A 21,583-nucleotide genomic window follows, 5' to 3' on the forward strand; every position below is an offset into this window, starting at 1 on the left:
CTAGAGCCCCGTATAGCGGCGCTGGTAGCGCCGGCCGAGGCTGGTCAGGATTTCGTAGCCGATCGACTTCGCCCCCGTGCCGACCGTCTCGAGATCGAGCGCGCCGCCGATCACGGTGACGGGCGCGCCGCGCACCGTCGCCTCGGCCGGGGCGTCGCTGACATCGACGATGATCAGGTCCATCGAGACCGTGCCGACGAAGGGGCAGAGCACGTCGCCGACGATGGCCGAGCCGCCGGTGGCGGCGTCCGTCCAGCTCGCATTGCGCGGATAGCCGTCGGCATAGCCCAGGCTGATCGTGGCGAGGCGGCGGCGGCCCTTGGCGGTCCAGCGACCGTTATAGCCGATCTGCATCCCTGCCTCGACCTCGCGCGTCTGGATGATTCTGGCGGTGAGGCCGACCACCGGGCGCATCGGATTGGGCCGGCCCGGCGTCGGGTTGCCACCATAGAGCGCATAGCCCGGCCGGGTGAGATCGTAGGAGGGGCAGCCCGGCAGGAAATGGCCGGAGGAGTTCTTCAGCGAGGCCGGGATGCCGGGCAGGGCGGCGGCCACGGCCGCGAACGCTTCGATCTGGCGGGCGTTGGCCGGGTCGGCCTCGTCCTCCGAGGAGGCGAAATGGCTCATCACCAGCCCGATGCCGGCGGCTGCGATGACGCCGTCGCGCTCGCGCACGAGATCGACGCCCTCGCCCTGCCAGAGGCCGAGCCGGTTCATCGCGGTGTCGACATGCAGCGCGGCCGTGGCGAGCTGGGCGCCGCTCTGGCGGAAGGAGGCCCATTCAAGCAGTTCGGCGTGGGAGCCGAGGACGGGGGAGAGCCGGTGCTCGGCGAAGAGGCCGGCGCTGTCCGGCGGCAGGCCGTTGAGGACGTAGATCGTGGCGTCTCCGGCGACCTTGCGCGCGCGGACGGCCTCGGAGAGATGGGCGACGAAGAAGCTGCGGCAGCCGGCGCGCGCGAGCGCCGTGACGACCGGCTCGATGCCGAGCCCGTAGGCATCTGCCTTGACCACGGCGGCGGCTTCGGTGCCGGCGCGCCGGCCGAGATCGCGCCAGTTGGCGACCAGGGCGGCGAGGTCGATGGAGAGGAGGGCGCCGTGGCCCGCCTGAGCGGGCGTGTCGAACTCGGTCACATCTGCTCCGGAAGATGCGCGTCGTCGGCGCGGTCGGAGAAGCGTGTCACCTCCGCGTCGAACTGCAGGTTGATCGTGCCGGTCGGGCCGTGACGCTGCTTGCCGATGATGAGCTCGGCCAGCCCATGGGCCGCCTCCATCTCCATCACCCATTTGTTGTGGTCCTCGGTGCCCGGCCGGGGCTCCTTGCCCTTGAGGTAGTATTCCTCGCGGTAGACGAACATCACCACGTCGGCGTCCTGCTCGATAGAGCCGGATTCACGCAGATCCGAGAGCTGCGGACGCTTGTCGTCGCGCGATTCGACCTGGCGCGAGAGCTGCGACAGCGCGATGATCGGCACCGCGAGCTCCTTGGCCAGCGCCTTCAGGCTGGTGGTGATCTCGGTCAGCTCCTGCACGCGGCTCTCGCCCTTCTTGGCCGAGCCGGAAAGCAGCTGCAGGTAGTCGATGAACAGGACGTCGAGGCCCTTCTGCCGCTTGAGGCGCCGCGCGCGGGCCATCAACTGGGCGATCGAGATGCCGCCGGTCTGGTCGATATAGAGCGGCAGCTTCTCGATCTGGGCGGCGACGTCGGAGAGCCGGGCGAACTCGGCCTCGGTGACGCGGCCCTGCCTGATCTTGTGCGAGGAGATGCCGGCCTGCTCGGCGATGATACGGGTCGCGAGCTGGTCGGCCGACATTTCGAGCGAGAAGAAGCCGACGATGCCGCCGTCCACGGTCTTGAGCGAGCCGTCGTCCTGCCGCTCCGCCCGCCAGGCCTTCGCCATGTTGAAGGCGATGTTGGTGGCGAGCGAGGTCTTGCCCATGGCGGGACGGCCGGCGAGCACGATCAGGTCGGAGTGCTGGAAGCCGCCCATGCGGTGGTCGAGATCGCGCAGGCCCGTCGAGATGCCCGAGAGGCCGCCGGCACGCTGGAAGGCGTTGGCGGCCATGTCGATGGCGAGGCGCATCGCCTGGTCGAATTTCTGGAAACCGCCCTCGTAGCGGCCCTTTTCCGCCAGCTCGTAGAGGCGCCGCTCCGCCTCCTCGATCTGGGCGCGGGGCTCCATCTCGACGGGCGCGTCATAGGCGGTGTTGACCAGGTCCTCGCCGACGGTGATCAGCTGGCGGCGCACCGCCAAGTCGTAGATCGTGCGGCCGTAGTCCTGGGCGTTGATGACGGTGGTCGCCTCCGCCGCCAGCCGCGCGAGATATTGCGGGGCGGTGATGCCGCCGAGATCGACCTCGCCGAGGAAGGTCTTGAGCGTGATCGGCGTCGCGATCTTGCCGGCCCGGATCAGGCTCGACATCAGCTCGAAGATGCGCCGGTGCAGCTCCTCGAAGAAGTGGTCCGGCAGCAGGAAGTCGGAGACGCGGTAGAGCGCGTCGTTGTTGACCAGGATGGCGCCGAGCAGCGCCTGCTCAGCCTCGATATTGTGAGGCTGGACGCGATAGCTGGCCTCGGGGGTGTCGAGGCGGGCGACGAGGGCTGTGGCTGTGGACATGGCTCTGGATAAGTCAGTGGAAGCTTATCATGAACCTGAACGAAAAGCGAACGCTATCCTTCCTCGGGTTGTCCACACCGCTCAACAGGATAGGGGCGCCGTGTCGCCACGGCGCCCCTTGACTTGTACGCGGCGAAAGCCGGTGGACCTCAGCGGTCGTCGTCGTCGCCGGCTTCGGCCAGCGCAGCGCCGACCTCGAGGCCGAGATCGTCGAGATCCAGCTCCTCGCGGGCGGTGACGTTCTCGCCGGCGGCCTGGCGCTCGGCTTCCTCGGCCGAACGGGCGACGTTGACGGTGATCGACACCGAGACTTCCGGATGCAGCACGACCGGGACGGGGTGCAGGCCGAGGGTCTTGATCGGGGTGTTCATGGTGATCTGGCTGCGCTCGACGGTGTAGCCGTCCTCCTCCAGCGCGGCGGCGATGTCGCGCGGCGAGACCGAACCGTAGAGCACGCCCGACTCACCCGACTGGCGCAGGATGACAACGCTGTGACCCTCGAGGCTCTCGGCGACCGAATCGGCCTCCTGCTTCAGCTCGAGGTTGCGGGTCTCGAGCTGGGCGCGCTGGGTCTCGAAGCGCTTCTTGTTCTCCTCGGTGGCGCGCAGGGCCTTGCCGCGGGCCAGCAGGTAGTTTCGGCCGTAGCCGTCGCGCACGCGGACGGTCTCGCCCATCTGGCCGAGCTTGGCGACGCGTTCGAGCAGGATCACTTCCATGATGTGGTCTCCTTGAGATGTGCCGTGAGGTTTCTGGAAAAGTCAGGCGGCGGGTGTTGCCGGCGGTCTGCGCCGGCGCAGGTCGATCAGCGCGTCCGCGATGCCGAACAGCGCCAGGAAGGGGAAGACGGTGACCAGCATGATCAGCAGCGCGAGATAGACGCCGAGCAGGGCCGGCGCCCGCCACGCCTTGCCGCGGCTGAGATCGTGCAGCGCCGCCAGCCCCGAGAGGCCGAAGGCGGCGACGAGCGCGCCGGTCGCGGCGATGCCCGCAAGGCCGGCATAGCCGTCGACGAAGCTGAGGATGACGGTGGCCCCGAGCGCGCCGACCGCCTTGGCCGGCATGCGGGTCGAGGGAATGAACGGCCAGGGCCGGGGCAGGCGCCCGGAAAGGCGCACCGTGCGCGCCGCCAGCCAGAGATTGGCGACGATCATCGGCACGAAGGAGGCGCCGGCCGCAGCGGGCACCAGCGCGGCGAGGCGCGCCGACAGCTCCGGCACGTTGATGTGCGCCGGCAGCCGCATCTCGGCGCCGGCGCCCTGGCCACCGGTCAGCACGAGCTCGAGCCCGCGGGCCATCGCGCTGCGATAGGTCTCGTAATCGGTGGAGATCGCCATCGCGCCGCCGACGGTGACCAGCGTCGCGACGCAGGCGATCCAGACGAGGAGGCGACCGAGCGGGTACCATTCGGCATGGCCCTTGTCGTCGACGCGGGCCAGCAAGGCGAGATAGGCGATCCACCAGGCCGGAAGCGCGGCGCCGACCGCGAAGGCGAGGCCGAGCGGCAGCTTCAGCACGATCGCGACGGCGGCGGTGCCGGCGGCGGCGGCGATCAGGCCGGCGCGGTGGTTCCAGCCGAGGGCCGCGATGAAGACGGGCAGGGGTGCGACATAGGACAACAGCAGCGCCAGCGGCGATCCGGTGATCACCACTGCGAACAGAAGGGCCGATACCAGCCCTGCGCCGATGCCTACGATGGGTAACATGTCCGTCCTGCTGTCCCGCTGCTCGGCGCCTGCATCCCCGACCGGGGTGGCGCCATGATGGCAGGGTGAGAGGCGCTTCGGCCTCAACATACCCGGAGGGAATTCCACCCCCGGGCGACCTGGTCTCGATTGCGTAAAGTCAGTGGGACCGGCGGCTGAGCGCCGCCGGTCCCGTAATCCGTGTCAGCGGATTAGATAGGGCAGCAGGCCCAGGAAGCGGGCGCGCTTGATCGCCTGGGCGAGCTCGCGCTGCTTCTTGGCCGAGACGGCGGTGATGCGCGACGGCACGATCTTGCCGCGCTCGGAGATGTAGCGCGAGAGCAGGCGCACATCCTTGTAGTCGATCTTCGGCGCGCCCTCGCCCGAGAACGGGCAGGACTTGCGACGGCGGAAGAAGGGGCGACGGGCGCCGGCAGAAGCGGTCGACATCGATCAGGCCTCCACGGCGGCGGTTTCGGTGGACTCGTCCTCGCGGCGCGGACGCTCGCGACGCGGGCCGCGATCGAAGCCGGAGCCGCCACGGTCGAAGCGGTCGCCACGATCGTCGCGATCGCGCTTCTGCATCATGACCGACTGGCCTTCCTCGAGCGCCTCGACGCGCACGGTGAGGAAGCGCAGGACGTCCTCGTTGATGCGCAGCTGGCGCTCCAGCTCGGCCACGGCGGCCGGCGGGGCGTCGATGTTCAGCAGCGAGTAGTGAGCCTTGCGGTTCTTCTTGATGCGATAGCCGAGGGACTTGACGCCCCAGTACTCGACCTTGGCGACCGAGCCGCCATTCGCCTCGATGATACCCTTGAACTGCTCGATCAGGGTGTCGACCTGCTGCGCGCTGATGTCCTGGCGCGCGAGCAGGACGTGCTCGTACAATGCCATGTGTGGCCTTTCTCTCTTCACATGCTTCGTTCGGCGCGGAGCCCTTCGAGCCCTGGATAAAGGCCCGACAGGATTTCATCGAAGGCGGAGACACGGGATGCGGGCCCTGGCGGATCCCACGACGGCCGCCCCGCAGACCGGGACGACCGACGCCATCCGTTCAGCCTCCGGCCGAACAAGCAGGGCGGTCGTTACAGCCGAACGGGCCCTGACGCAAGACGAAACCATCGGAAAACGCCCGCACAAGAGGAGAATCGTGCAGGCGGCGCCTTGACTTGCCCTGCCGCACGGTGCGACTGCGCCGCGACGGTTAACGAAATGTGATCTTCAGGACCAGTTCGGCATGGCGACGGCTTTCATCTTTCCGGGGCAGGGCTCTCAGTCCGTGGGCATGGGCAAGAGCCTGGCCGAGACCTTTCCGGCCGCGCGCGCGGTCTTCGACGAGGTCGATGCGGCGCTCTCGCAGAAGCTCTCCGCCCTAATGTGGGAAGGTCCTTCCGAGGAGCTGACCCTGACGGCCAATGCCCAGCCGGCGCTGATGGCGGTGAGCCTGGCGGCGATCCGGGTGCTCGAGGCCGAGGCCGGCCTGTCGCTCGCCCGCGACGCGGCCTTCGTCGCCGGCCATTCGCTCGGCGAGTATTCGGCGCTCGCCGCCGCCGGCACGTTCTCGATCTCCGACGCGGCGCGCCTGCTGCGCATCCGCGGCGATGCGATGCAGCAGGCGGTGCCGGCCGGCCAGGGCGCCATGGCGGCGCTGCTCGGCGTCGATCTCGATCAGGCGCGGGCCATCGCGGCCGATTCGGCGCAAGGCGAGGTCTGCGAGGCCGCCAACGACAATGGCGGCGGGCAGGTCGTGCTCTCGGGCGCCAAGGCGGCGATCGACCGCGCCATCGTGCTGGCTGGCGAGCGCGGCGTGCGCCGCGCCATGCTGCTGCCGGTGTCCGCTCCCTTCCATTGCGCCCTGATGCAGCCGGCCGCCGACGCGATGCGCGCCGCGCTCGCCGATGTCGCGATGCAGGCGCCTGTGGTGCCGGTGATGGCCAATGTCGGCGCCGGGCCGCTCAGCGACCCTGACGCGATTCGCGCCTCGCTGGTGGCCCAGGTGACCGGCACGGTGCGCTGGCGCGAATGCGTCGAGGCGATGGCCGCCGCCGGCGTCTCCGATTTCCTCGAGGTCGGCTCCGGCAAGGTGCTGTCCGGGCTGGTCAAGCGGATCGCCTCCGGCGCCACCGCGGCGACCGTCGGCACGCCTGAAGACGTCACGGCATATAAGGCCCGCCAGGGCTGAGCGGCGGCACGCCGAACGACAGGGAGGCAGCATTGCTTGATCTCACGGGTAAGAAGGCGTTGGTCACCGGCGCCACGGGCGGGCTTGGCGGCGCGACGGCGCGGCGGCTGCATGCCCAGGGCGCGACGGTCGCGATCTCCGGCACGCGCGTCGAGGCGCTGGAGGCGCTGGCGGCCGAGCTCGGCGAGCGCGTGGTGGTGACGCCCTGCGATCTCTCCGACCGCGAGTCGGTCGAGGCGCTGGTGCCGGCGGCCGAGCAGGCGCTCGGCGGGCTCGACATCCTGGTGAACAATGCCGGCGTGACGCGCGACGGCCTGTTCATGCGCCTCAAGGACGAGGACTGGGACTTCGTGCTGGCGGTCAACCTGACGGCCGCCTTCCGCCTGTCGCGCGCCGCCGTGAAGACGATGATGCGCCGCCGCTATGGCCGCATCATCTCGATCGGCTCGGTGGTGGGCACGACCGGCAATCCGGGGCAGGGCAACTACGCCGCCTCCAAGGCCGGCTTGGTCGGCATGTCCAAGGCGCTCGCCGCCGAGGTCGCCAGCCGCAACATCACCGTGAACGTCGTCGCGCCGGGCTTCATCGAGTCGCCGATGACCGCCGCGCTGAACGACAAGCAGCGCGAAGGCATCCTCGCCAGCGTGCCGATGGGCCGCCTCGGCGTCGGTGACGAGATCGCCTCGGCCGTGGCCTATCTGGCCAGCGACGAGGCGGCCTACGTCACCGGCCAGACGCTTCATGTGAATGGCGGAATGGCAATGATCTGAATGGCTTGTGGATATGTCCGCAAGCCGTTCCAGAGTGTCGCGATGCTCTCGCCAGCCCCTCGCGAGTGTGTTAATGACCCAGCCGGCGGTGGCCTCCGCGACCCCCGGGGGACTTGACGCCAACCCGGTTGTTGCGTTTGTGCAGCCGTGAACAGCCGACCCGCCGCGTCATCGCGCGGCCCCGGGCCGGAGATCGATTTCAACCACGCGTCGCTGCCAGCGGTGTGTTTCTAGGTTCAGAGGTAAAAACCCATGAGCGATGTCGCCGAGCGCGTGAAGAAGATCGTGATCGAGCATCTCGGCGTTGAGCCGGAGAAGGTCGTGGAAGGCGCCAACTTCATCGAGGACCTGGGCGCGGACAGCCTCGACACCGTCGAGCTGGTCATGGCGTTCGAGGAAGAGTTCGGCGTCGAGATCCCCGACGACGCCGCCGAGACGATCGTGACCGTCGGCGACGCGGTCAAGTTCCTGTCGAAGTCCGCCTGAGCGGCTCCGCGACCGGCGCGCCTCGGCGCGCCGGCACAGAGCGAGGATAACCGATGCGGCGTGTCGTCGTCACCGGACTTGGCATGGTCACCCCGATGGCTAACGGGGTGGAGGCGAGCTGGTCGCGCATTCTGGCCGGCGAGAGCGGTGCCGGTCCGATCACCACGTTCGATGTCTCTGACCTGCCCGCGCGAATCGCCTGCAGCATTCCGCGCGGCGACGGCACCAACGGCACCTTCAATCCCGATGAGTGGCTGGAGCCGAAGGAGCAGCGCAAGGTCGACGACTTCATCGTCTTCGCCATGGCGGCCGCTACGCAGGCGCTGCGCGATTCCGGCTGGAAGCCCGATAGCTACGAGGACCAGATCGCGACAGGCGTCGCGATCGGCTCCGGCATCGGCGGGCTCGGCGGCATCTACGAAGCCTCGATCCTGATCAAGGAGCGCGGCCCGCGCCGCCTCTCGCCCTTCTTCATTCCCGGCCGGCTGAGCAATCTCGCCGCCGGCTACGTCTCGATCGAGCACGGCCTCAAGGGGCCGAACCATGCCGTCGTCACCGCCTGCTCGACCGGCGCGCACGCCATCGGCGACGCCGCCCGCATGGTCGCGCTCGGCGATGCCGAGGTGATGGTCGCCGGCGGAGCCGAATCCGCGATCAACCGCATCGGGATCGCGGGCTTCTGCGCCTGCCGGGCCCTGTCGACCGGCTTCAACGACACGCCCGAGAAGGCCTCCCGGCCCTATGACCGCGACCGTGACGGCTTCGTCATGGGCGAGGGCGCCGGCGTCGTCGTCCTCGAGGAACTGGAGCACGCGAAGGCCCGCGGCGCCCGGATCTATGCCGAGATCGTCGGCTACGGCATGTCGGGCGACGCCTACCACATCACCTCGCCGGCCGAGGATGGCGACGGTGCCTATCGCTGCATGCAGGCCGCGCTGAAGCGCGCGGGCCTGCGCGCCTCGGACGTCGACTACATCAACGCCCATGGCACCTCGACGCAGGTCGGCGACGAGATCGAGCTGCGCGCCGTCGAGCGCCTGCTGGCGAACGCGCCCGAGCGTCCGGCCATGTCCTCGACCAAGTCGGCGACCGGCCACCTGCTCGGCGCCGCCGGTGCGATCGAGGCGATCTTCTCGGTGCTCTCGATCCGCGACCAGATCGTCCCGCCGACGATCAATCTCGACAATCCGTCGGTCGAGACCGAGCTGGACCTGGTTCCGCACAAGGCGAAGAAGCGCAAGGTCGACATCGCCCTGTCGAACTCCTTCGGCTTCGGCGGCACCAACGCCTCGCTGGTGATGCGCCGCTTCGTCGACTAGGCGGGGACAGCGCGGTTTCGCCACATTTTTCGCTAGCCTGTCGCAGCCGTCCTGCCAGTATGCGGCGCATGCTGCGGCCGGCCGAACGCTATGCTGACGAGCAGGACCTGATGTCGGAACAACGGGCGAGAGCAGCATGAACCAGTCGCCCCGGGTCGCTCCCAGAAGTCCGAACGAAGCCCTGAAGCCGGTGGCGCCGCCGTCGCCGCCGCCGCCGAAGAAGCCGCGCCGCCGTCGCTCGCCCTTCGTCGCGCTGCTCAGCGGCCTGTTCACCGCGCTGCTGGTGCTCGCCGGCCTCGTCGGCGGCGGCATCGCCTTCGTCGAGAACCGCAGCCGCGCACCGGGCCCGCTCGCCAGCGACAAGGTGGTGATCATCCCGCGCGACAGCGGCCTGACCGACATCGCCGAATTGCTGCAGCGCGAGGGGCTGATCGAGCATTCCTGGGCCTTCCGGCTCTCGGCCATGCTGTCGGGCAACCGCGCCCGTCTGAAGGCCGGCGAGTACCTGTTCAAGGCTCGCAGCAGCCAGAACGAGATCATCGACATCATCGCCGAGGGCAAGGCTGTCGAGCATTCGGTCACCGTGCCGGAGGGGCTGACCAGCGAGCAGATCATCGCGCGCCTCGCCGAGAACGAGCTCCTGACCGGTGAGGTGAGCAAGACGCCGCCCGAGGGCGTGATGCTGCCCGACACCTACAAGTTCCAGCGCGGCGCCAGCCGCCAGTCGATCGTCGACCGCATGATGCGCGACCAGAGCCGCATCCTGAAGGAGATCTGGGCGCGCCGGCCGGCGGACCTGCCGATCAAGACGCCGCAGGAACTGGTCGTCCTGGCCTCCATCGTCGAGAAGGAGACCGGCCGCGCCGACGAGCGCACCCGCGTGGCGGGCGTCTTCATCAACCGGCTGAACCGCAAGATGCGCCTGCAGTCGGACCCGACCATCGTCTACGGGCTGGTGGGCGGCAAGGGCACGCTGGGCCGCGGCATCATGCGCGCCGAGATCACCCAGGCGACGCCCTACAACACCTACACGATCGACGGCCTGCCGCCCGGGCCGATCGCCAATCCCGGCCGTGCCGCGATGGAGGCGGTGGTCAACCATTCGCGCACGAAGGACCTCTACTTCGTGGCGGACGGTTCCGGCGGGCACGCCTTCGCCGAGACGCTGGAGCAGCACAACCGCAACGTCGCCAAATGGCGGCAGATCGAGGCCGGGCGTCGCGACGGCACCCGCCCGGCGGGCGAGTCCGGCGTGGACAAGGCCGAGCCGCTGCCCTCGCCGGACAGCCGCACCGAGGCGCCCGCGGCGCAGCCGGCGACGGCTGCGAGCAACACCGCGACCGGCGGGCGCGGCCGCGCCTTCGACGCCTCCGAGGGCACCGAGCGCGATCCGCTGCTCAACCGCAGCTTCGACCTCAACAGCCCGCAGACGGTTCCGCCGCTGCGGCCCTGAGCCTGTCCACAGGTCAGGCCGGCCGATGCCTCGGGCCGCAGTGGCCTGATCGGCCGCCGGACGTTATCGCTGCACCAGCAGTTTACGCGACGCGACATCCGGCGCGGGGCCAGCCGCCTCCCGCCGGACCGGGGTCGCAGGGGGCAATCGCATGTCGATCGAGAGCATGACCGGATTCGCGCGCGAGGCGGGGGCCGTCGGCGGCCACGCCTTCGCCTGGGAGGTCCGCAGCGTCAACGGCCGCGGGCTCGACGTGCGCGTCCGCGTGCCGCCGGGTTTCGACCGGTTCTCGGAAGCGGCGCGCAAGCTGGTCTCGTCCGCCTTCTCGCGCGGCACGCTGCATATCAACCTGACCGTAACCAGCCAGGCCGCTTCGGCCCGCCCGCGCATCAACCGCGAGGCGCTGGAGGCGCTGGTGGCGGAAGCCGGCCGGGTCGCTCTGCCGCCGGGCATGGCGCCGGCCTCGCTCGACGGGCTGCTGGCGATCCGCGGCGTGGTCGAGATCGCCGAGGAGGACGAGGATGCGGCCGGAGCGCTGGAGGCGCCGCTGACGGCGGCGCTTACGGCGCTGGTCGCCTCGCTGAAGCAGGCGCGCGGCGCCGAGGGGCAGGCGCTGGAGGCGGTGCTCCGCGGTCATCTCGAGACGATCGCGCGGCTGACCGCCGAGGCGGAGGCGCATCCGGCGCGCAGCGTCGAGGCGATCCGCGAGCGGCTCGCCGGGCAGGTCGCGGCGCTGATGGAAGGCAATGCGGCGCTCGATCCGCAGCGCCTGCACCAGGAGGCGGCGCTGCTGTCGGTGAAGGCCGACATCCGTGAGGAGATCGACCGGCTGCACGCGCATGTCGCGGCGCTGCGCGCATTGCTGGTCCAGGGCGGCCCGATCGGCCGCAAGCTCGATTTCCTGGCGCAGGAGTTCGGTCGCGAGGCCTCGACGCTCTGCGCCAAGGCCGGTGATCCCGGCCTCTCGCGCATCGGGCTCGACCTCAGGACGACGGTCGACCAGTTGCGCGAGCAGGTCCAGAACGTGGAGTGACGACGATGGCCGAGCCCGTCCGTCCGGCCCGCAGGGGCCTGATCATGATCATGTCCTCGCCGTCGGGCGCGGGCAAATCGACGCTGACCCGGACGCTGAAGTCGTCCAGCGAGGCCAATCTCGACCTGTCGATTTCGGTGACGACGCGCGCCAAGCGGCCCTCCGAGATCGAGGGCGTGCATTATCACTTCATCGACCGCGAGACCTTCGACAGGATGCGGGCGCACGACGAGTTGCTGGAATGGGCGGAAGTCCATGGCAACGGCTATGGCACGCCGCGCAAGCCGGTCGAGGACTCGCTGAAGGCCGGGCGGGACGTATTGTTCGACATCGACTGGCAGGGCACCCAGCAGATCCTGGAGCGCGCCCGGGAAGACGTCGTCACCATCTTCATCCTGCCGCCCTCGATGCGGGAGCTGCGCTCGCGCCTCGTCCGCCGGGCCGAGGATGCGCCGGAGGTGATCGCCAAGCGGCTGGCGAACGCCCGCGACGAGATCGCGCGATACGCCGTCTACGACTACGTCATCGTCAACGACCATCTCGAGACGGCCTATGAGGTGGTGCGCTCGATCCTGATCGCCGAGCGCTTCAAGCGCACGCGTGCGGTCGGCCTCGACACGTTCGTCGATGGCCTGCTGACCGAGGATTTGTCCTGAGGCCGGTTCAGGTCCTGGCAGAAGCGTCCTGACGGGCGGCCGACAGGGCATTCGCCAGCCTGACGAAGCCCGAAACCGGGATTTCCTCGGCGCGCGCGGTCTGCTCCAGCCCGGCCGCCTCGATCACCGGGATGGGATCGGGCACCACGGCCTTCAGGCTCTGGCGCAGCATCTTGCGGCGCTGGCCGAAGGCGGCGAGCGTGACGCGTTCCAGCATGCGCCGGTCGCAGGGCTCCGGATGGGCGCGGGGCACCAGCTGCACCACCGAGGAGGTGATCTTCGGCGGCGGCACGAAGGCGCTGCGCGGCACGTCGAACAGGATCCTCGTCTCGCAGCGCCAGTTCGCCAGCACGGCGAGGCGGCCATAGTCCGCGCGCTGCTCCGGGGTCGCGACGATGCGCTCGGCGACCTCCTTCTGGAACATCAGCGTCAGCGAGCTCCACCAGGCCGGCCAGGGCTCGGCGCTGAGCCAGCCGACCAGCAGCGGCGTGCCGATGTTGTAGGGCAGGTTGGCGACGATACGCGCCTCCTGCCCGCCGGTCAGCGCGGCGAGATCGACCGCGAGCGCGTCGCCGTCGACCACCTCGAGCCGGCCGGGATAATGCGCGGCGACCTCGGCAAGCGCCGGCATACAGCGCCGGTCGCGCTCGACCGCGATGACCTTGCCGGCGCCGTTGGCGAGCAGAGCGCGCGTCAGCCCGCCCGGACCCGGCCCGATCTCGACCACGGTGCGGCCCTCCAGCGGGCCGGAGGACCGAGCGATGCGGCCGGTCAGGTTGAGGTCGAACAGGAAGTTCTGGCCGAGGGCCTTCTGGGCCATCAGGCCATGGCGTTCGACCACCTCGCGCAGGGGCGGCAGGTCGTCTGGGGCGCTCACGAGGGGGATGCTCCGCTGCTGCTGCCGGCCGCCGCCATCCGCGACGCCAGCCGCAACGCCGCGCACAGGCTGTCCGGGCGGGCGATGCCGCGTCCGGCGATGTCGAAGGCGGTGCCGTGGTCGGGCGAGGTCCGGATGAAGGGCAGGCCGAGCGTGACGTTGACGCCCTCGTCGAAGGCGATGGTCTTGATCGGGATCAGGGCCTGGTCGTGATACATGGCGAGCGCCGCATCGTAGCCGGTGCGGGCGCGGGCATGGAACATCGTATCAGCAGGGTGAGGCCCGGTGGCGGCGATGCCGAGCCTTTCCAGTGCTGCCACCGCGGGGGCGACGACGGCGTCGTCCTCCAGCCCGAGCGCGCCACCTTCGCCGGCATGGGGGTTGAGCCCCGCCAGCGCCAACCGCGGCTGCGCGATGCCGAAATAGCGCCGGAGGTCGACGGCGACGATCCGGCCGGTCTCGACTATCAGTTCGGTGGTCAGAAGGCCGGGAACGGCCGAGAGCGGCACGTGGATGGTGACGGGCACCACCGCCAGCTCCTCGCACCAGAGCATCATCACCGGACGCGGCGCGGCGCCGCCATCGGCCGGGCGGGCGAGCTCGGCGAGGAATTCGGTATGGCCGGGATGGGTGAAGCCGGCCGCGTAGAGCACGCTCTTGGCGATCGGGTTCGTCACCACCGCCCCGGCCTCGCCGCGGCGGACGGCGGCGACGGCCTGCTCGATCGCGGCGATGACGGCGGGCGCGTTGGCCGGGTCGGGCTTGCCGGGTTCAGGGTCGCAGCCGACGCCGGTGGCGACCACCGGCAGCGCGCTGTCGAAGGTTGCGGCGACCTCAGCCCAGGACACGTCCTTGACGGGGATATCGAGGCCGAGCCGGCGCGCGGTCGCGATCAGGACGGAGGCCGGCCCGACGACGGCGAAGGGCGGCAGGCCGCGCGCACGGCGCTCGGCCCAGGCCGCCAGCGTGATCTCCGGCCCGATGCCCGCCGGATCGCCCAGGCTCAGGGCCAGCGGGGCATGTCGCAAGCGTGATCTCCCGCAAGCGGGCGGAGCAGCCTCCGCCCGTGACCGTCATTTGCTGGCGACGCCGTCGCCCGTGCTGGTCGCGCCGAGATTCTGCGAATAGCTGATCTCGCCGAGGGTGCGCAGCTCGAGACGGAACATCACCGTGCGCGTGTCCTCCTTCGCGCCGGCCTGACGGTCGGCATAGGACTGCGAATAGGCGATGTCGAAGATCGTGCACTCGTCCTGGTAGCGCAGGCCGAGCGAGAGCGAAGCCGTCTGGAACGGGCCGGTCTTCGGGTAGATCGGCGCCGTGATCGAAGCGGGGTTGGCGATATAGGTGGTGTAGGCGTCGCGATAGCGCTCGCGGTCGTACTTGAACTTGTCGAGGTCGAACAGGACGCTGCCGCGCACGCTCCAGAACTGGGCGAACTTGAAGGACTGCGAGAGCAGCAGGCCTTCGCGACGGCGCGGAATGCCGAGCTTGGGCTGCGGCTCGTAGCGGCTGTAGCCAATGCTCGTGCTGAAGACGCTGTGCGAGAACACCGCCGAGCCGTCGATGCGCTGCGCCTCGAAATTCGACTCGTCGAAGCGCGCGCCGCCCTGGAAGAGCAGCCCGGCGAAGGGCGAGTACTGGCCGCGCACGACATAGTCCGAGCGGCGGGTGTCGAGGCCGGAATCGAGGCCTGCATTGACCAGGTCGCCAGTGGCGAACGGATTGCGGCCACCGAGATGGTAGGACTGGCCGACCAGCAGGTTGGCGTAGGATTCCTTGCCGAAGGTGCCGGAGTAGCGCAGGCCGATATTGCCGCGCACGCCGCCCTCGACCCGGTCGTAGCCGGAGAACTTGTTCCACTCGAACAGATTGGTGTCGTCGAACACCGTGCTCTGCGCGTCCTCGTTGGCGACGCGGTAGCTGTTGGTCTCGTTCGGCCGGGCGACGATCTGGGCGACCGGCTCGAGGATATGGGTGCCCCAGGCGTTCGAGGCGACGAAGGGGAAGCGATAGAGCAGGCCGGCGGTCGGCATGACGCGGCCGAACACCTCGTCGGAGGCGTCCGCGATCGTGCGGACATTGGCGTTGGCGTAGTTCGTCGTGTTCGGGTTGACCGAGAAGATGTCGGCCCGCACCGAGGCGTAAGGCGTCCAGATCTGGCCGGCCGGATCGACGAAGTTGCGGCGCCAGGCCACCTCGGCGGTGGCGCGCGCCACGCTGCCGGCCAGGCCGCGGATCAGGCAGGTGTCCTTCTGGTAGACGGCGCAGCCGTCGAACAGCGAATATTGCGGCGTCGTGATCAGATAGGTCTTCTGCTGCGGCAGTTCCTTGAACGCCGCCGCCTCACGCGTCAGATGCGTGATGTTGACGTTGAACGACAGCTCGCCGCCGATCATCGACGGCTTGTGCACCCGCTTGTTGTAGTCGACCGTCGGCAGCACGACGGGCTGCTGCTTCTGCCAATCCACATAGCTGAGCGGCTGGAAGTAGTAGCCGCGCATGTCGAACCAGGCGCTGTCGCTCTGGCCGCTGAGGGCGACGGTCGAGGTCGATTCCTGCAGGTAGGTCGAGGCGGTGATGCTCTCGCTGCGGATGCGGTAGTTCTTGAAGAAGAAGCGATCGGTCGAGCCGGCGATGTCCCAGTTGAAGTTCCAGCGCGGGTTGAGGAACACCTTGCCGGAGGTCTCGATCGAGCCGCGGAACTTGTCGTCGCCCGCGCCGAACGGGCTCGACAGGAACGCCTTCTTGTCCTGCTGGAAGATGCCGGCGACGCGGATGTTGTAGGAGCCGTTCGAGAAACGATGGCGCCATTCCGCCTGGCCGAGCAGGCCCTGGCGGGTCAGATAGGTCGGCGTCAGCGTGACGTCGTAGTTCGGCGCCAGGTTGATGAAATAGGGCAGGCCGATGCCGTAGCCCAGCGCCGAGGTGTTGATGAAGACCGGCGAGAGGAAGCCGGTCTTGCGCTTCACCGTCGCGTCCGGGCCGGACATGAACGGGACATACGCGATCGGGACGCCGGCGAACTCCAGCCGGGCATCCTCGTAGTAGATCATCTGCTCGGACTTCTTGTGGATGATCCGGGCGGCGCGCACCTGCCAGAAGGGTGGCTTTTCCGGATTGTCCACGCAGGGTTCGCAGGCGGTGTAGATGCCCTTGTCGAACACGAAGACCTCACCGTCCGTGCGCTCGGCGCGCGGTGCGGAGAAGCGGGTCTTGTCGGTGTTCACGACGCGCAGGGAATCGATGAAGCCGTCGCGGAAGTCGTCGGTCAGGTTGAAACGGTCGCCGGTGATCACCGTGCCGTTCGACTCGGTGATGCGGGCGTTGCCGGTCGCCACGACGCGCTTGCTCTGGCGGTCATAGACGACGCGGTCGGCCTCGATGGTGCGGCCCTGATAGAGGATCTGGACGTCGCCGACGGCGGAGACGGTGTTCTTGTCGCGGTCGTAGACGAGTTCGCGCGCGTCGACGACCATCCGCTCCTGCGGCTTGGCAGCGTCCTGCGCGCGGACGTCGCTCATGCCAGCCAGAACCGGGGCAAGCGACGTCGCAAGCGCCGTCGCCGCTGCGAGGCGTACGAGGCGCTTCACGCGGGCCGCCATGAACTCAATCCAAAATTAACCATAGGCACCGTATTATCAGCCGTCTTCCTGATGGAGGAGGGCAAGAGCGCCGAGCAGGCTTCCCACGATTGCGGGCAGCCACGCGGCCACCGGGGCATTGACGATCCCCGATGAGCCCAGCTCCTCAGATAACTGCGTCGCCACATAGAGCACGAACCCGGCTGCTACGCCACCCACCACCAAACGGGTCACGCCACCAAATCGGAAAAATCTTAAGGAAACGGATGCGGCCACGAGGATCATCGCGACGAGCAGCATCGGGCGTGCCTTGAGGGACTCGTAGCGCAGCTCGTAGCGGGTGGTGTCGAGCCCGGCCTCGCGGGTCCGCTGGATCACCGCCGGCATCGACCAGAACCCCACGGAATCCGGCGGCGTGAAGCTCTGTCGCACCTGTTCCGGCTCCAGATTCGTGGCGACCAGATAGGTCGAATAGGTCTGCGGCTCTTCCATGACGGAGGTCACGCGCGCATCGGTGAGCTCCCAGTAGCCGCGCAACAGCACCGCCTTGCGAGCCTCGATCCGGTCCTGGAAGCCGCCATCCGCGCCGTAGGTGAAGAAGGTGACGCGGGCGAGCCCGATCTCGTCCTCCAGCGTCGCGGCAGCGCGGATCACCGCCTGGCCGTCGAGGCTGCGCTGACGGATCCAGATCTCCTTGTCGCCGACTACCTGGCCGGTGCGGGCGAAGAGCGAGGCCTCGAGCGTGGTCGCGCGCTGCTTCAGCTCGGCCGCGAGCGGATTGTAGAGGCCGACGGAGACGAGGCCGACCAGGCCCGCCACCAGCACCGCCGGCTGCAGGAACTGCCAGGCGGAGATGCCGACCGAGCGCGCCACCACGAGCTCGAGCTTCCGGCTGAGGCTGAGCAGCGCGAACATGCCGCCGAACAGCACCGCGAAGGGGAAGATCTGCTCGGCGACCGACGGCGCGCGGTAGAGCGCCAGCTGGATGATGCTCGGCGTCGTCGCCATCGGCGAGTCGCCGGCGCGCCGCATCAACTCGACGAAGTCGAGGGTGAGGATCAGGAAGAAGAAGGTGCCGAACACGCTGACGATGGCGCGCAGGAAGCGCTGCGTCAGATAGCGGCCGAAGGTCTTGAACAGGAGCATCAGGCGCGCCGGAATCTGGCCGTGAGGGCGAGCAGGGGGGCGACGAGCGGTTCGGTCAGGCGGTCGATCACCGCCCGCGCACGGGCGCCGTAGGCGATGACCAGCGCCGAGATCACGATCGTGGCGATGGGCAGGATGTAGAGCAGCATCGTCGCGAAGACCGAGCGCACGCTTGCCGTCCAGGCGGCGTAGGCCCCGATCCTGATCGCGCCGACCAGGAAGATCGCCAGCTGGATCGCGACCGCGCGTCCCTGGCGGGTGGTGCGGGCCTCGCCGAGAATGGCGAAGGCGACCAGCATGAAGGCGATCGGATAGAGCGGGGCGGAGAGCCGGTTGTGCAGCTCGGCCCGGAAGCGGCCGGCCTGGATCGTGTAGTATGGCTCGTTCGGATCCTGGTTCAGCAGGGCCCAGGTCGAGCGTTCGCGCGGCTTATAGATCACCTTGTCGCCATCGCCGCCGCCGGCGCCGTCGGCATCGCCCGACAGAGCCGAGAGGTTCAGCGCATAGCGCTCGAAGGAGATGATCGAGCTGGAGTTGCGGTCGCGGCTCTCGCGCTGAATCGTGCCCTTCTCCAGCATCAGGAAGCTGTTGCCGCCGGCCTCGGCGGTCTGCCCGCGCTCGGCGATGTAGACCGCCGGCTGGTTCGGGTCGCGCCGGTCCTGCATGAAGATGCCGAGCAGCGCCTGGCCCTGGCGCTCGCGGTAATGGAAGGTGACGCCGGAATCGAGCGTGACGAACTGGCCTTCCTTGACGACGTTGGCGACGAAATCGGCCCGGATCAGGGTGATCAGGTCGCGCAGCGCCCGGAAGCCGGCCGGCATCACCGAGATCGACATCCAGCCGACCAGCGCCGCCGTCACCAGCGTCAGCACGATGAAGGGGCGCGTGATGCGGTGCGGCGCGATTCCGGTCGCGTTCATCACGATCAGCTCGGAATCGCTGTTGAGCTTGTTCAGCGTGTAGAGCGTTGCCATGAACAGCGCGACGGGCGCGATGCCGGCGATCAGCGCCGGCAGCGAGAGCAGCGTCACGGTGAAGAAGATCACCGCCGTCTGGCCCTTGCCGGTGACGAGATCGACCTCGCGCAGCGCCTGCGTGACCCAGATCACGCTGGTCAGGCCGACGAGGAGGATGATCGCCGCCCCGGTGGCGATCTTCAGGATATAGCGATCCAGCAGTCCAAAACGCACGCGAGCCGACCCTGAACGACGGTGAGTTACCCGGGACGGGCCGCGTTGAAGGCTCGCCATACCGTTCCTATGGTATAGCTTGAAACATGGCGCAAACGGGAATCGTTTGCGGTCCTCCGGTGTCGGCCTCTGCGCCGGACCGATCCCTCGCCACAGACCATAAATGAGCTGCCAATGTCGTCGCGCCTGAAACTCGAGGTCAAAGCCCTGAACGGCGTCGGCGGGTACGACGTCGTGGTGTTCGTCTCCGACACGCTGGCCCCGGCGGCGGCGCTCGACGAGATCCTCGGCGAGGGGGCGCGCGCCCTGGTCGCACGGGCGGCGGCGGCCGAGCGTTTCAAGGGCAAGGCGCTCTCGACCCTGGCGGTGCTGGCGCCCGAAGGCGCGGGCTATGAGCGCCTGATCCTGGTCGGGCTCGGGGCCGAAACCGAGCGCGACCGGCTCGACTTCGCCATGCTGGGCGGGGCGGCGGCGGCCAAGCTCTCGGCCGGCGGCAGCGCCGACGTGCTCTGCGTCGCGCCCGACGCGGCGTTCACCGCCGACGAGGTCGCCGAGATCGGGCTGGGGCTGCGCCTGCGCAGCTATCGCTTCGACCGCTACAAGACCAAGAGCCGCGACAAGGACCAGGCCGAGCCGAAGGCGGTGACGCTGCGCGTCGAGGACCCGTCGGCGCTGCGCAAGGCGCTGAAGGCCCGCGAGGCGATCGCCGCCGGCGTCGAGCTGGCTCGCGACCTCGTGAACGAGCCGCCGAACGTGCTCTACCCCGAAGAGTTCGCCGACCGGGCCGACAAGCTCGGCAAGCTCGGTGTCGAGATCGAGATTCTCGACGAGAAGCAACTCGGCAAGATCGGCATGCGCGCGCTGCTCGGCGTCGGTCAGGGCTCGCGCCGCGAGAGCCGCGTCGTAGTGATGCGCTGGAACGGCGGCGCCAAGGGCGAGAAGCCGGTCGCCTTCGTCGGCAAGGGCGTGACCTTCGACACCGGCGGCATCTCGATCAAGCCGGCCGGCGGCATGGAGGACATGAAGGGCGACATGGCGGGTGCGGCCTGCGTCACCGGCCTGATGCACGCGCTCGCAGCCCGCAAGGCGAAGGTGAACGCGGTCGGCGTGATCGGCCTGGTCGAGAACATGCCGGACGGCAACGCCCAGCGTCCGGGCGACATCGTCACCTCGCTCTCCGGCCAGACCATCGAGATCATCAACACCGACGCCGAGGGCCGCCTCGTGCTGGCCGACGTGCTCTGGTACACGCAGGAGCGCTTCGAGCCGGTGTTCATGGTCAATCTGGCGACGCTGACAGGTGCGATCCTCGTCGCGCTCGGACAGGAGAACGCCGGCCTGTTCTCCAATGACGACACGCTGGCCGAGCGGCTGGCCGCCGCCGGCAAGGCAACCGGCGAGACGGTCTGGCACATGCCGCTCTCGGCGGCCTACGACAAGATGATCGATTCCAAGTTCGCCGACATGAAGAACTCGGCTGGCCGCCATGGCGGCTCGATCACCGCCGCCCAGTTCCTGCAGCGCCATGTCGACGACACGCCCTGGGCGCATCTCGACATCGCCGGCACCGGCATGGGCTCGCCCGCCAGCGAGATCAACCGGTCCTGGGGCTCTGGCTGGGGCGTGCGCCTGCTCGAACGGCTGGTCGCGGACCATTACGAGTCCTGATCCGGCTTGCGAGGTTCTGCCCGCAAGCTCCTGTAATCCGACTCCTTCGGCGTAGCCCCCGTGACGGAAGCCTGGTTCTACCACCTGCAGGGACGCTCGCTCGAGCAGGTCCTGCCGACGCTGCTGGAGCGCTCGCTGGCGCGCGGCTGGAAGGCGGTGGTGGAGCTCTCCAGCGCCGAGCGGCTCGCGGCGGTCGACGAGCGGCTGTGGACCTATGCCGACGAGGCCTTCCTGCCGCATGCGCCGGCTTCCGAGCCGGACGCCGGCGCCAGCCCTGTGGTGCTGGCGCTGGGGCCGGAGAACCCGAACGGGGCGCAGATCCGCTTCTGCGTCGACGGGGTTCGCATTCCGGACGCATTGGACGGTTATGACCGCGTCATCCTGATCTTCGACGGTGACGATCCGGAGGCGCTCGCCTCCGCCCGCGAGGATTGGAAGCGAATGCGCGCGCTCGGCGTCGCCGCCACGTATTGGCAGCAGGACGAGACGGGGCGCTGGGAGAAGAAAGCGTGAAGCCAATCCTCGTCATCGCCCTGGCCGCCGGCCTCGGCGCCTGCTCCGTCGATATGGGCGGATATTCCTTCGTCTCGGACGGCAACAGGACGACGACGTCGACCGCCACAGCCCGCGTCGCCACCAGCGAGGCGCTGCTGACGGCCGAGGGCGAGTGCCAGGCCAATGTCTCGCTCGATCCGTCGAGCCGGCCGCAGCCGGCCGAGATCGCCGTCGGCATGACCGAATGCGAGCTTGTCCGCGCCAAGGCCAAGCGTCCGACCGACGTGCTGATCGGCGAGAGCGGCAAGGGGCAGCGTGAGGTGCAGGTGCTCTACGCCGAGCCGGGCGGCCGCGAGATTTACATGTTCACGGACAACCGCTTGAGCCGGATCGTGAAGCCCGGTCAGGGCGAGCAGCAGAGCTGAGGCCG

21 protein-coding genes are annotated in these 21,583 nt (G+C 69.0%); 10 read left to right on the top strand and 11 right to left on the bottom strand.

Going from position 1 to position 21,583, the window contains the following annotated elements:
* From alr to rpsF, 6 genes are all read right to left on the bottom strand, one after another.
* Complete coding sequence (alr, locus tag ABE438_RS03710) at nt 1-1,131, bottom strand: alanine racemase (protein ID WP_346501185.1); 1,131 nt, start codon at nt 1,129-1,131, stop codon at nt 1-3.
* Nucleotides 1,128-2,615 (bottom strand): replicative DNA helicase, encoded by a 1,488-nt coding sequence (locus ABE438_RS03715; protein ID WP_346501186.1) that lies wholly within the window; start codon nt 2,613-2,615, stop codon nt 1,128-1,130. Before ABE438_RS03715 ends, alr begins: the two co-directional genes overlap by 4 nt.
* Before the next feature lie 149 nt (nt 2,616-2,764).
* Nucleotides 2,765-3,331 (bottom strand): 50S ribosomal protein L9, encoded by a 567-nt coding sequence (gene rplI, locus ABE438_RS03720; RefSeq protein ID WP_346501187.1) that lies wholly within the window; start codon nt 3,329-3,331, stop codon nt 2,765-2,767.
* 42 nt (nt 3,332-3,373) lie between these two features.
* Nucleotides 3,374-4,318, bottom strand: coding sequence for a DUF2232 domain-containing protein (locus tag ABE438_RS03725; protein ID WP_346501188.1), 945 nt, complete (start codon nt 4,316-4,318; stop codon nt 3,374-3,376).
* 183 nt (nt 4,319-4,501) lie between these two features.
* Nucleotides 4,502-4,747 carry a 30S ribosomal protein S18 gene (gene rpsR / locus ABE438_RS03730; protein WP_346501189.1) on the bottom strand — a complete coding sequence of 82 codons (246 nt, stop codon included), beginning with the start codon at nt 4,745-4,747 and terminating at the stop codon, nt 4,502-4,504.
* 3 nt (nt 4,748-4,750) lie between these two features.
* Nucleotides 4,751-5,191, bottom strand: a complete 441-nt coding sequence (gene rpsF / locus ABE438_RS03735) for a 30S ribosomal protein S6 (protein ID WP_346501190.1) — start codon at nt 5,189-5,191, stop codon at nt 4,751-4,753.
* Nucleotides 5,192-5,534: 343 nt separating this feature from the next.
* On the opposite strand from rpsF, the gene fabD reads away from it, so the two are divergent.
* From fabD to gmk, 7 genes are all read left to right on the top strand, one after another.
* Complete coding sequence (fabD, locus tag ABE438_RS03740; RefSeq protein ID WP_346501191.1) at nt 5,535-6,479, top strand: ACP S-malonyltransferase; 945 nt, start codon at nt 5,535-5,537, stop codon at nt 6,477-6,479.
* 32 nt (nt 6,480-6,511) lie between these two features.
* Nucleotides 6,512-7,249, top strand: coding sequence for a 3-oxoacyl-[acyl-carrier-protein] reductase (gene fabG, locus ABE438_RS03745; RefSeq protein WP_346501192.1), 738 nt, complete (start codon nt 6,512-6,514; stop codon nt 7,247-7,249).
* 252 nt (nt 7,250-7,501) lie between these two features.
* Nucleotides 7,502-7,735 (top strand): acyl carrier protein, encoded by a 234-nt coding sequence (locus ABE438_RS03750; protein WP_043236751.1) that lies wholly within the window; start codon nt 7,502-7,504, stop codon nt 7,733-7,735.
* A 53-nt stretch (nt 7,736-7,788) separates the two neighbouring features.
* Entirely contained in the window at nt 7,789-9,054 is a 1,266-nt protein-coding gene (gene fabF, locus ABE438_RS03755) for a beta-ketoacyl-ACP synthase II (protein ID WP_346501193.1), read from the top strand.
* 136 nt (nt 9,055-9,190) lie between these two features.
* Nucleotides 9,191-10,507: an endolytic transglycosylase MltG gene (mltG, locus tag ABE438_RS03760; protein WP_346501194.1), complete on the top strand. Its 1,317-nt coding sequence runs from the start codon at nt 9,191-9,193 to the stop codon at nt 10,505-10,507.
* Nucleotides 10,508-10,673: 166 nt separating this feature from the next.
* Nucleotides 10,674-11,540, top strand: a complete 867-nt coding sequence (locus ABE438_RS03765) for a YicC/YloC family endoribonuclease (RefSeq protein WP_346501195.1) — start codon at nt 10,674-10,676, stop codon at nt 11,538-11,540.
* Nucleotides 11,541-11,545: 5 nt separating this feature from the next.
* Nucleotides 11,546-12,196 (top strand): guanylate kinase, encoded by a 651-nt coding sequence (gene gmk, locus ABE438_RS03770; protein WP_346501196.1) that lies wholly within the window; start codon nt 11,546-11,548, stop codon nt 12,194-12,196.
* Between the two features lie 7 nt (nt 12,197-12,203).
* Here gmk and rsmA read toward each other — a convergent pair whose 3' ends face one another.
* The 5 genes from rsmA to lptF all read right to left on the bottom strand — a co-directional run bounded on the left by rsmA (nt 12,204) and on the right by lptF (nt 18,990).
* Entirely contained in the window at nt 12,204-13,073 is an 870-nt protein-coding gene (gene rsmA, locus ABE438_RS03775; protein ID WP_346501197.1) for a 16S rRNA (adenine(1518)-N(6)/adenine(1519)-N(6))-dimethyltransferase RsmA, read from the bottom strand.
* Nucleotides 13,070-14,101, bottom strand: a complete 1,032-nt coding sequence (gene pdxA, locus ABE438_RS03780) for a 4-hydroxythreonine-4-phosphate dehydrogenase PdxA (protein WP_346501198.1) — start codon at nt 14,099-14,101, stop codon at nt 13,070-13,072. The genes rsmA and pdxA overlap by 4 nt, the downstream gene beginning before the upstream one ends.
* Before the next feature lie 45 nt (nt 14,102-14,146).
* Nucleotides 14,147-16,594, bottom strand: coding sequence for an LPS-assembly protein LptD (locus ABE438_RS03785; protein ID WP_346501199.1), 2,448 nt, complete (start codon nt 16,592-16,594; stop codon nt 14,147-14,149).
* Nucleotides 16,595-16,711: 117 nt separating this feature from the next.
* Nucleotides 16,712-17,800: an LPS export ABC transporter permease LptG gene (lptG, locus tag ABE438_RS03790; protein WP_346501200.1), complete on the bottom strand. Its 1,089-nt coding sequence runs from the start codon at nt 17,798-17,800 to the stop codon at nt 16,712-16,714.
* Complete coding sequence (gene lptF, locus ABE438_RS03795) at nt 17,800-18,990, bottom strand: LPS export ABC transporter permease LptF (protein ID WP_346501201.1); 1,191 nt, start codon at nt 18,988-18,990, stop codon at nt 17,800-17,802. The genes lptG and lptF overlap by 1 nt, the downstream gene beginning before the upstream one ends.
* Before the next feature lie 174 nt (nt 18,991-19,164).
* On the opposite strand from lptF, the gene ABE438_RS03800 reads away from it, so the two are divergent.
* From ABE438_RS03800 to ABE438_RS03810, 3 genes are read left to right on the top strand one after another with little or no spacing between them, the layout of a single operon-like run.
* Complete coding sequence (locus ABE438_RS03800; RefSeq protein ID WP_346501202.1) at nt 19,165-20,658, top strand: leucyl aminopeptidase; 1,494 nt, start codon at nt 19,165-19,167, stop codon at nt 20,656-20,658.
* 60 nt (nt 20,659-20,718) lie between these two features.
* A complete protein-coding gene (locus tag ABE438_RS03805) occupies nt 20,719-21,171 on the top strand; it encodes a DNA polymerase III subunit chi (protein ID WP_346501203.1) in 453 nt (150 codons plus the stop codon).
* Complete coding sequence (locus ABE438_RS03810) at nt 21,168-21,578, top strand: hypothetical protein (RefSeq protein ID WP_346501204.1); 411 nt, start codon at nt 21,168-21,170, stop codon at nt 21,576-21,578. Before ABE438_RS03805 ends, ABE438_RS03810 begins: the two co-directional genes overlap by 4 nt.
* Nucleotides 21,579-21,583: the final 5 nt, after the last annotated feature.

The organism is Allobosea sp. TWI1241 (genome assembly GCF_039673065.1).
Taxonomy (GTDB): domain Bacteria; phylum Pseudomonadota; class Alphaproteobacteria; order Rhizobiales; family Beijerinckiaceae; genus Allobosea.

Bases quoted from the DNA above. Each gene is read 5' to 3' on its own strand.
- ABE438_RS03715 (WP_346501186.1), bottom strand. From the start codon at position 2,615: ATGTCCACAGCCACAGCCCTCGTCGCCCGCCTCGACACCCCCGAGGCC.
- rplI (WP_346501187.1), bottom strand. From the start codon at position 3,331: ATGGAAGTGATCCTGCTCGAACGCGTCGCCAAGCTCGGCCAGATGGGC.
- ABE438_RS03725 (WP_346501188.1), bottom strand. From the start codon at position 4,318: ATGTTACCCATCGTAGGCATCGGCGCAGGGCTGGTATCGGCCCTTCTG.
- rpsR (WP_346501189.1), bottom strand. From the start codon at position 4,747: ATGTCGACCGCTTCTGCCGGCGCCCGTCGCCCCTTCTTCCGCCGTCGC.
- rpsF (WP_346501190.1), bottom strand. From the start codon at position 5,191: ATGGCATTGTACGAGCACGTCCTGCTCGCGCGCCAGGACATCAGCGCG.
- fabD (WP_346501191.1), top strand. From the start codon at position 5,535: ATGGCGACGGCTTTCATCTTTCCGGGGCAGGGCTCTCAGTCCGTGGGC.
- ABE438_RS03750 (WP_043236751.1), top strand. From the start codon at position 7,502: ATGAGCGATGTCGCCGAGCGCGTGAAGAAGATCGTGATCGAGCATCTC.
- fabF (WP_346501193.1), top strand. From the start codon at position 7,789: ATGCGGCGTGTCGTCGTCACCGGACTTGGCATGGTCACCCCGATGGCT.
- mltG (WP_346501194.1), top strand. From the start codon at position 9,191: ATGAACCAGTCGCCCCGGGTCGCTCCCAGAAGTCCGAACGAAGCCCTG.
- ABE438_RS03765 (WP_346501195.1), top strand. From the start codon at position 10,674: ATGACCGGATTCGCGCGCGAGGCGGGGGCCGTCGGCGGCCACGCCTTC.
- gmk (WP_346501196.1), top strand. From the start codon at position 11,546: ATGGCCGAGCCCGTCCGTCCGGCCCGCAGGGGCCTGATCATGATCATG.
- ABE438_RS03785 (WP_346501199.1), bottom strand. From the start codon at position 16,594: ATGAGCGACGTCCGCGCGCAGGACGCTGCCAAGCCGCAGGAGCGGATG.
- lptG (WP_346501200.1), bottom strand. From the start codon at position 17,800: ATGCTCCTGTTCAAGACCTTCGGCCGCTATCTGACGCAGCGCTTCCTG.
- ABE438_RS03800 (WP_346501202.1), top strand. From the start codon at position 19,165: ATGTCGTCGCGCCTGAAACTCGAGGTCAAAGCCCTGAACGGCGTCGGC.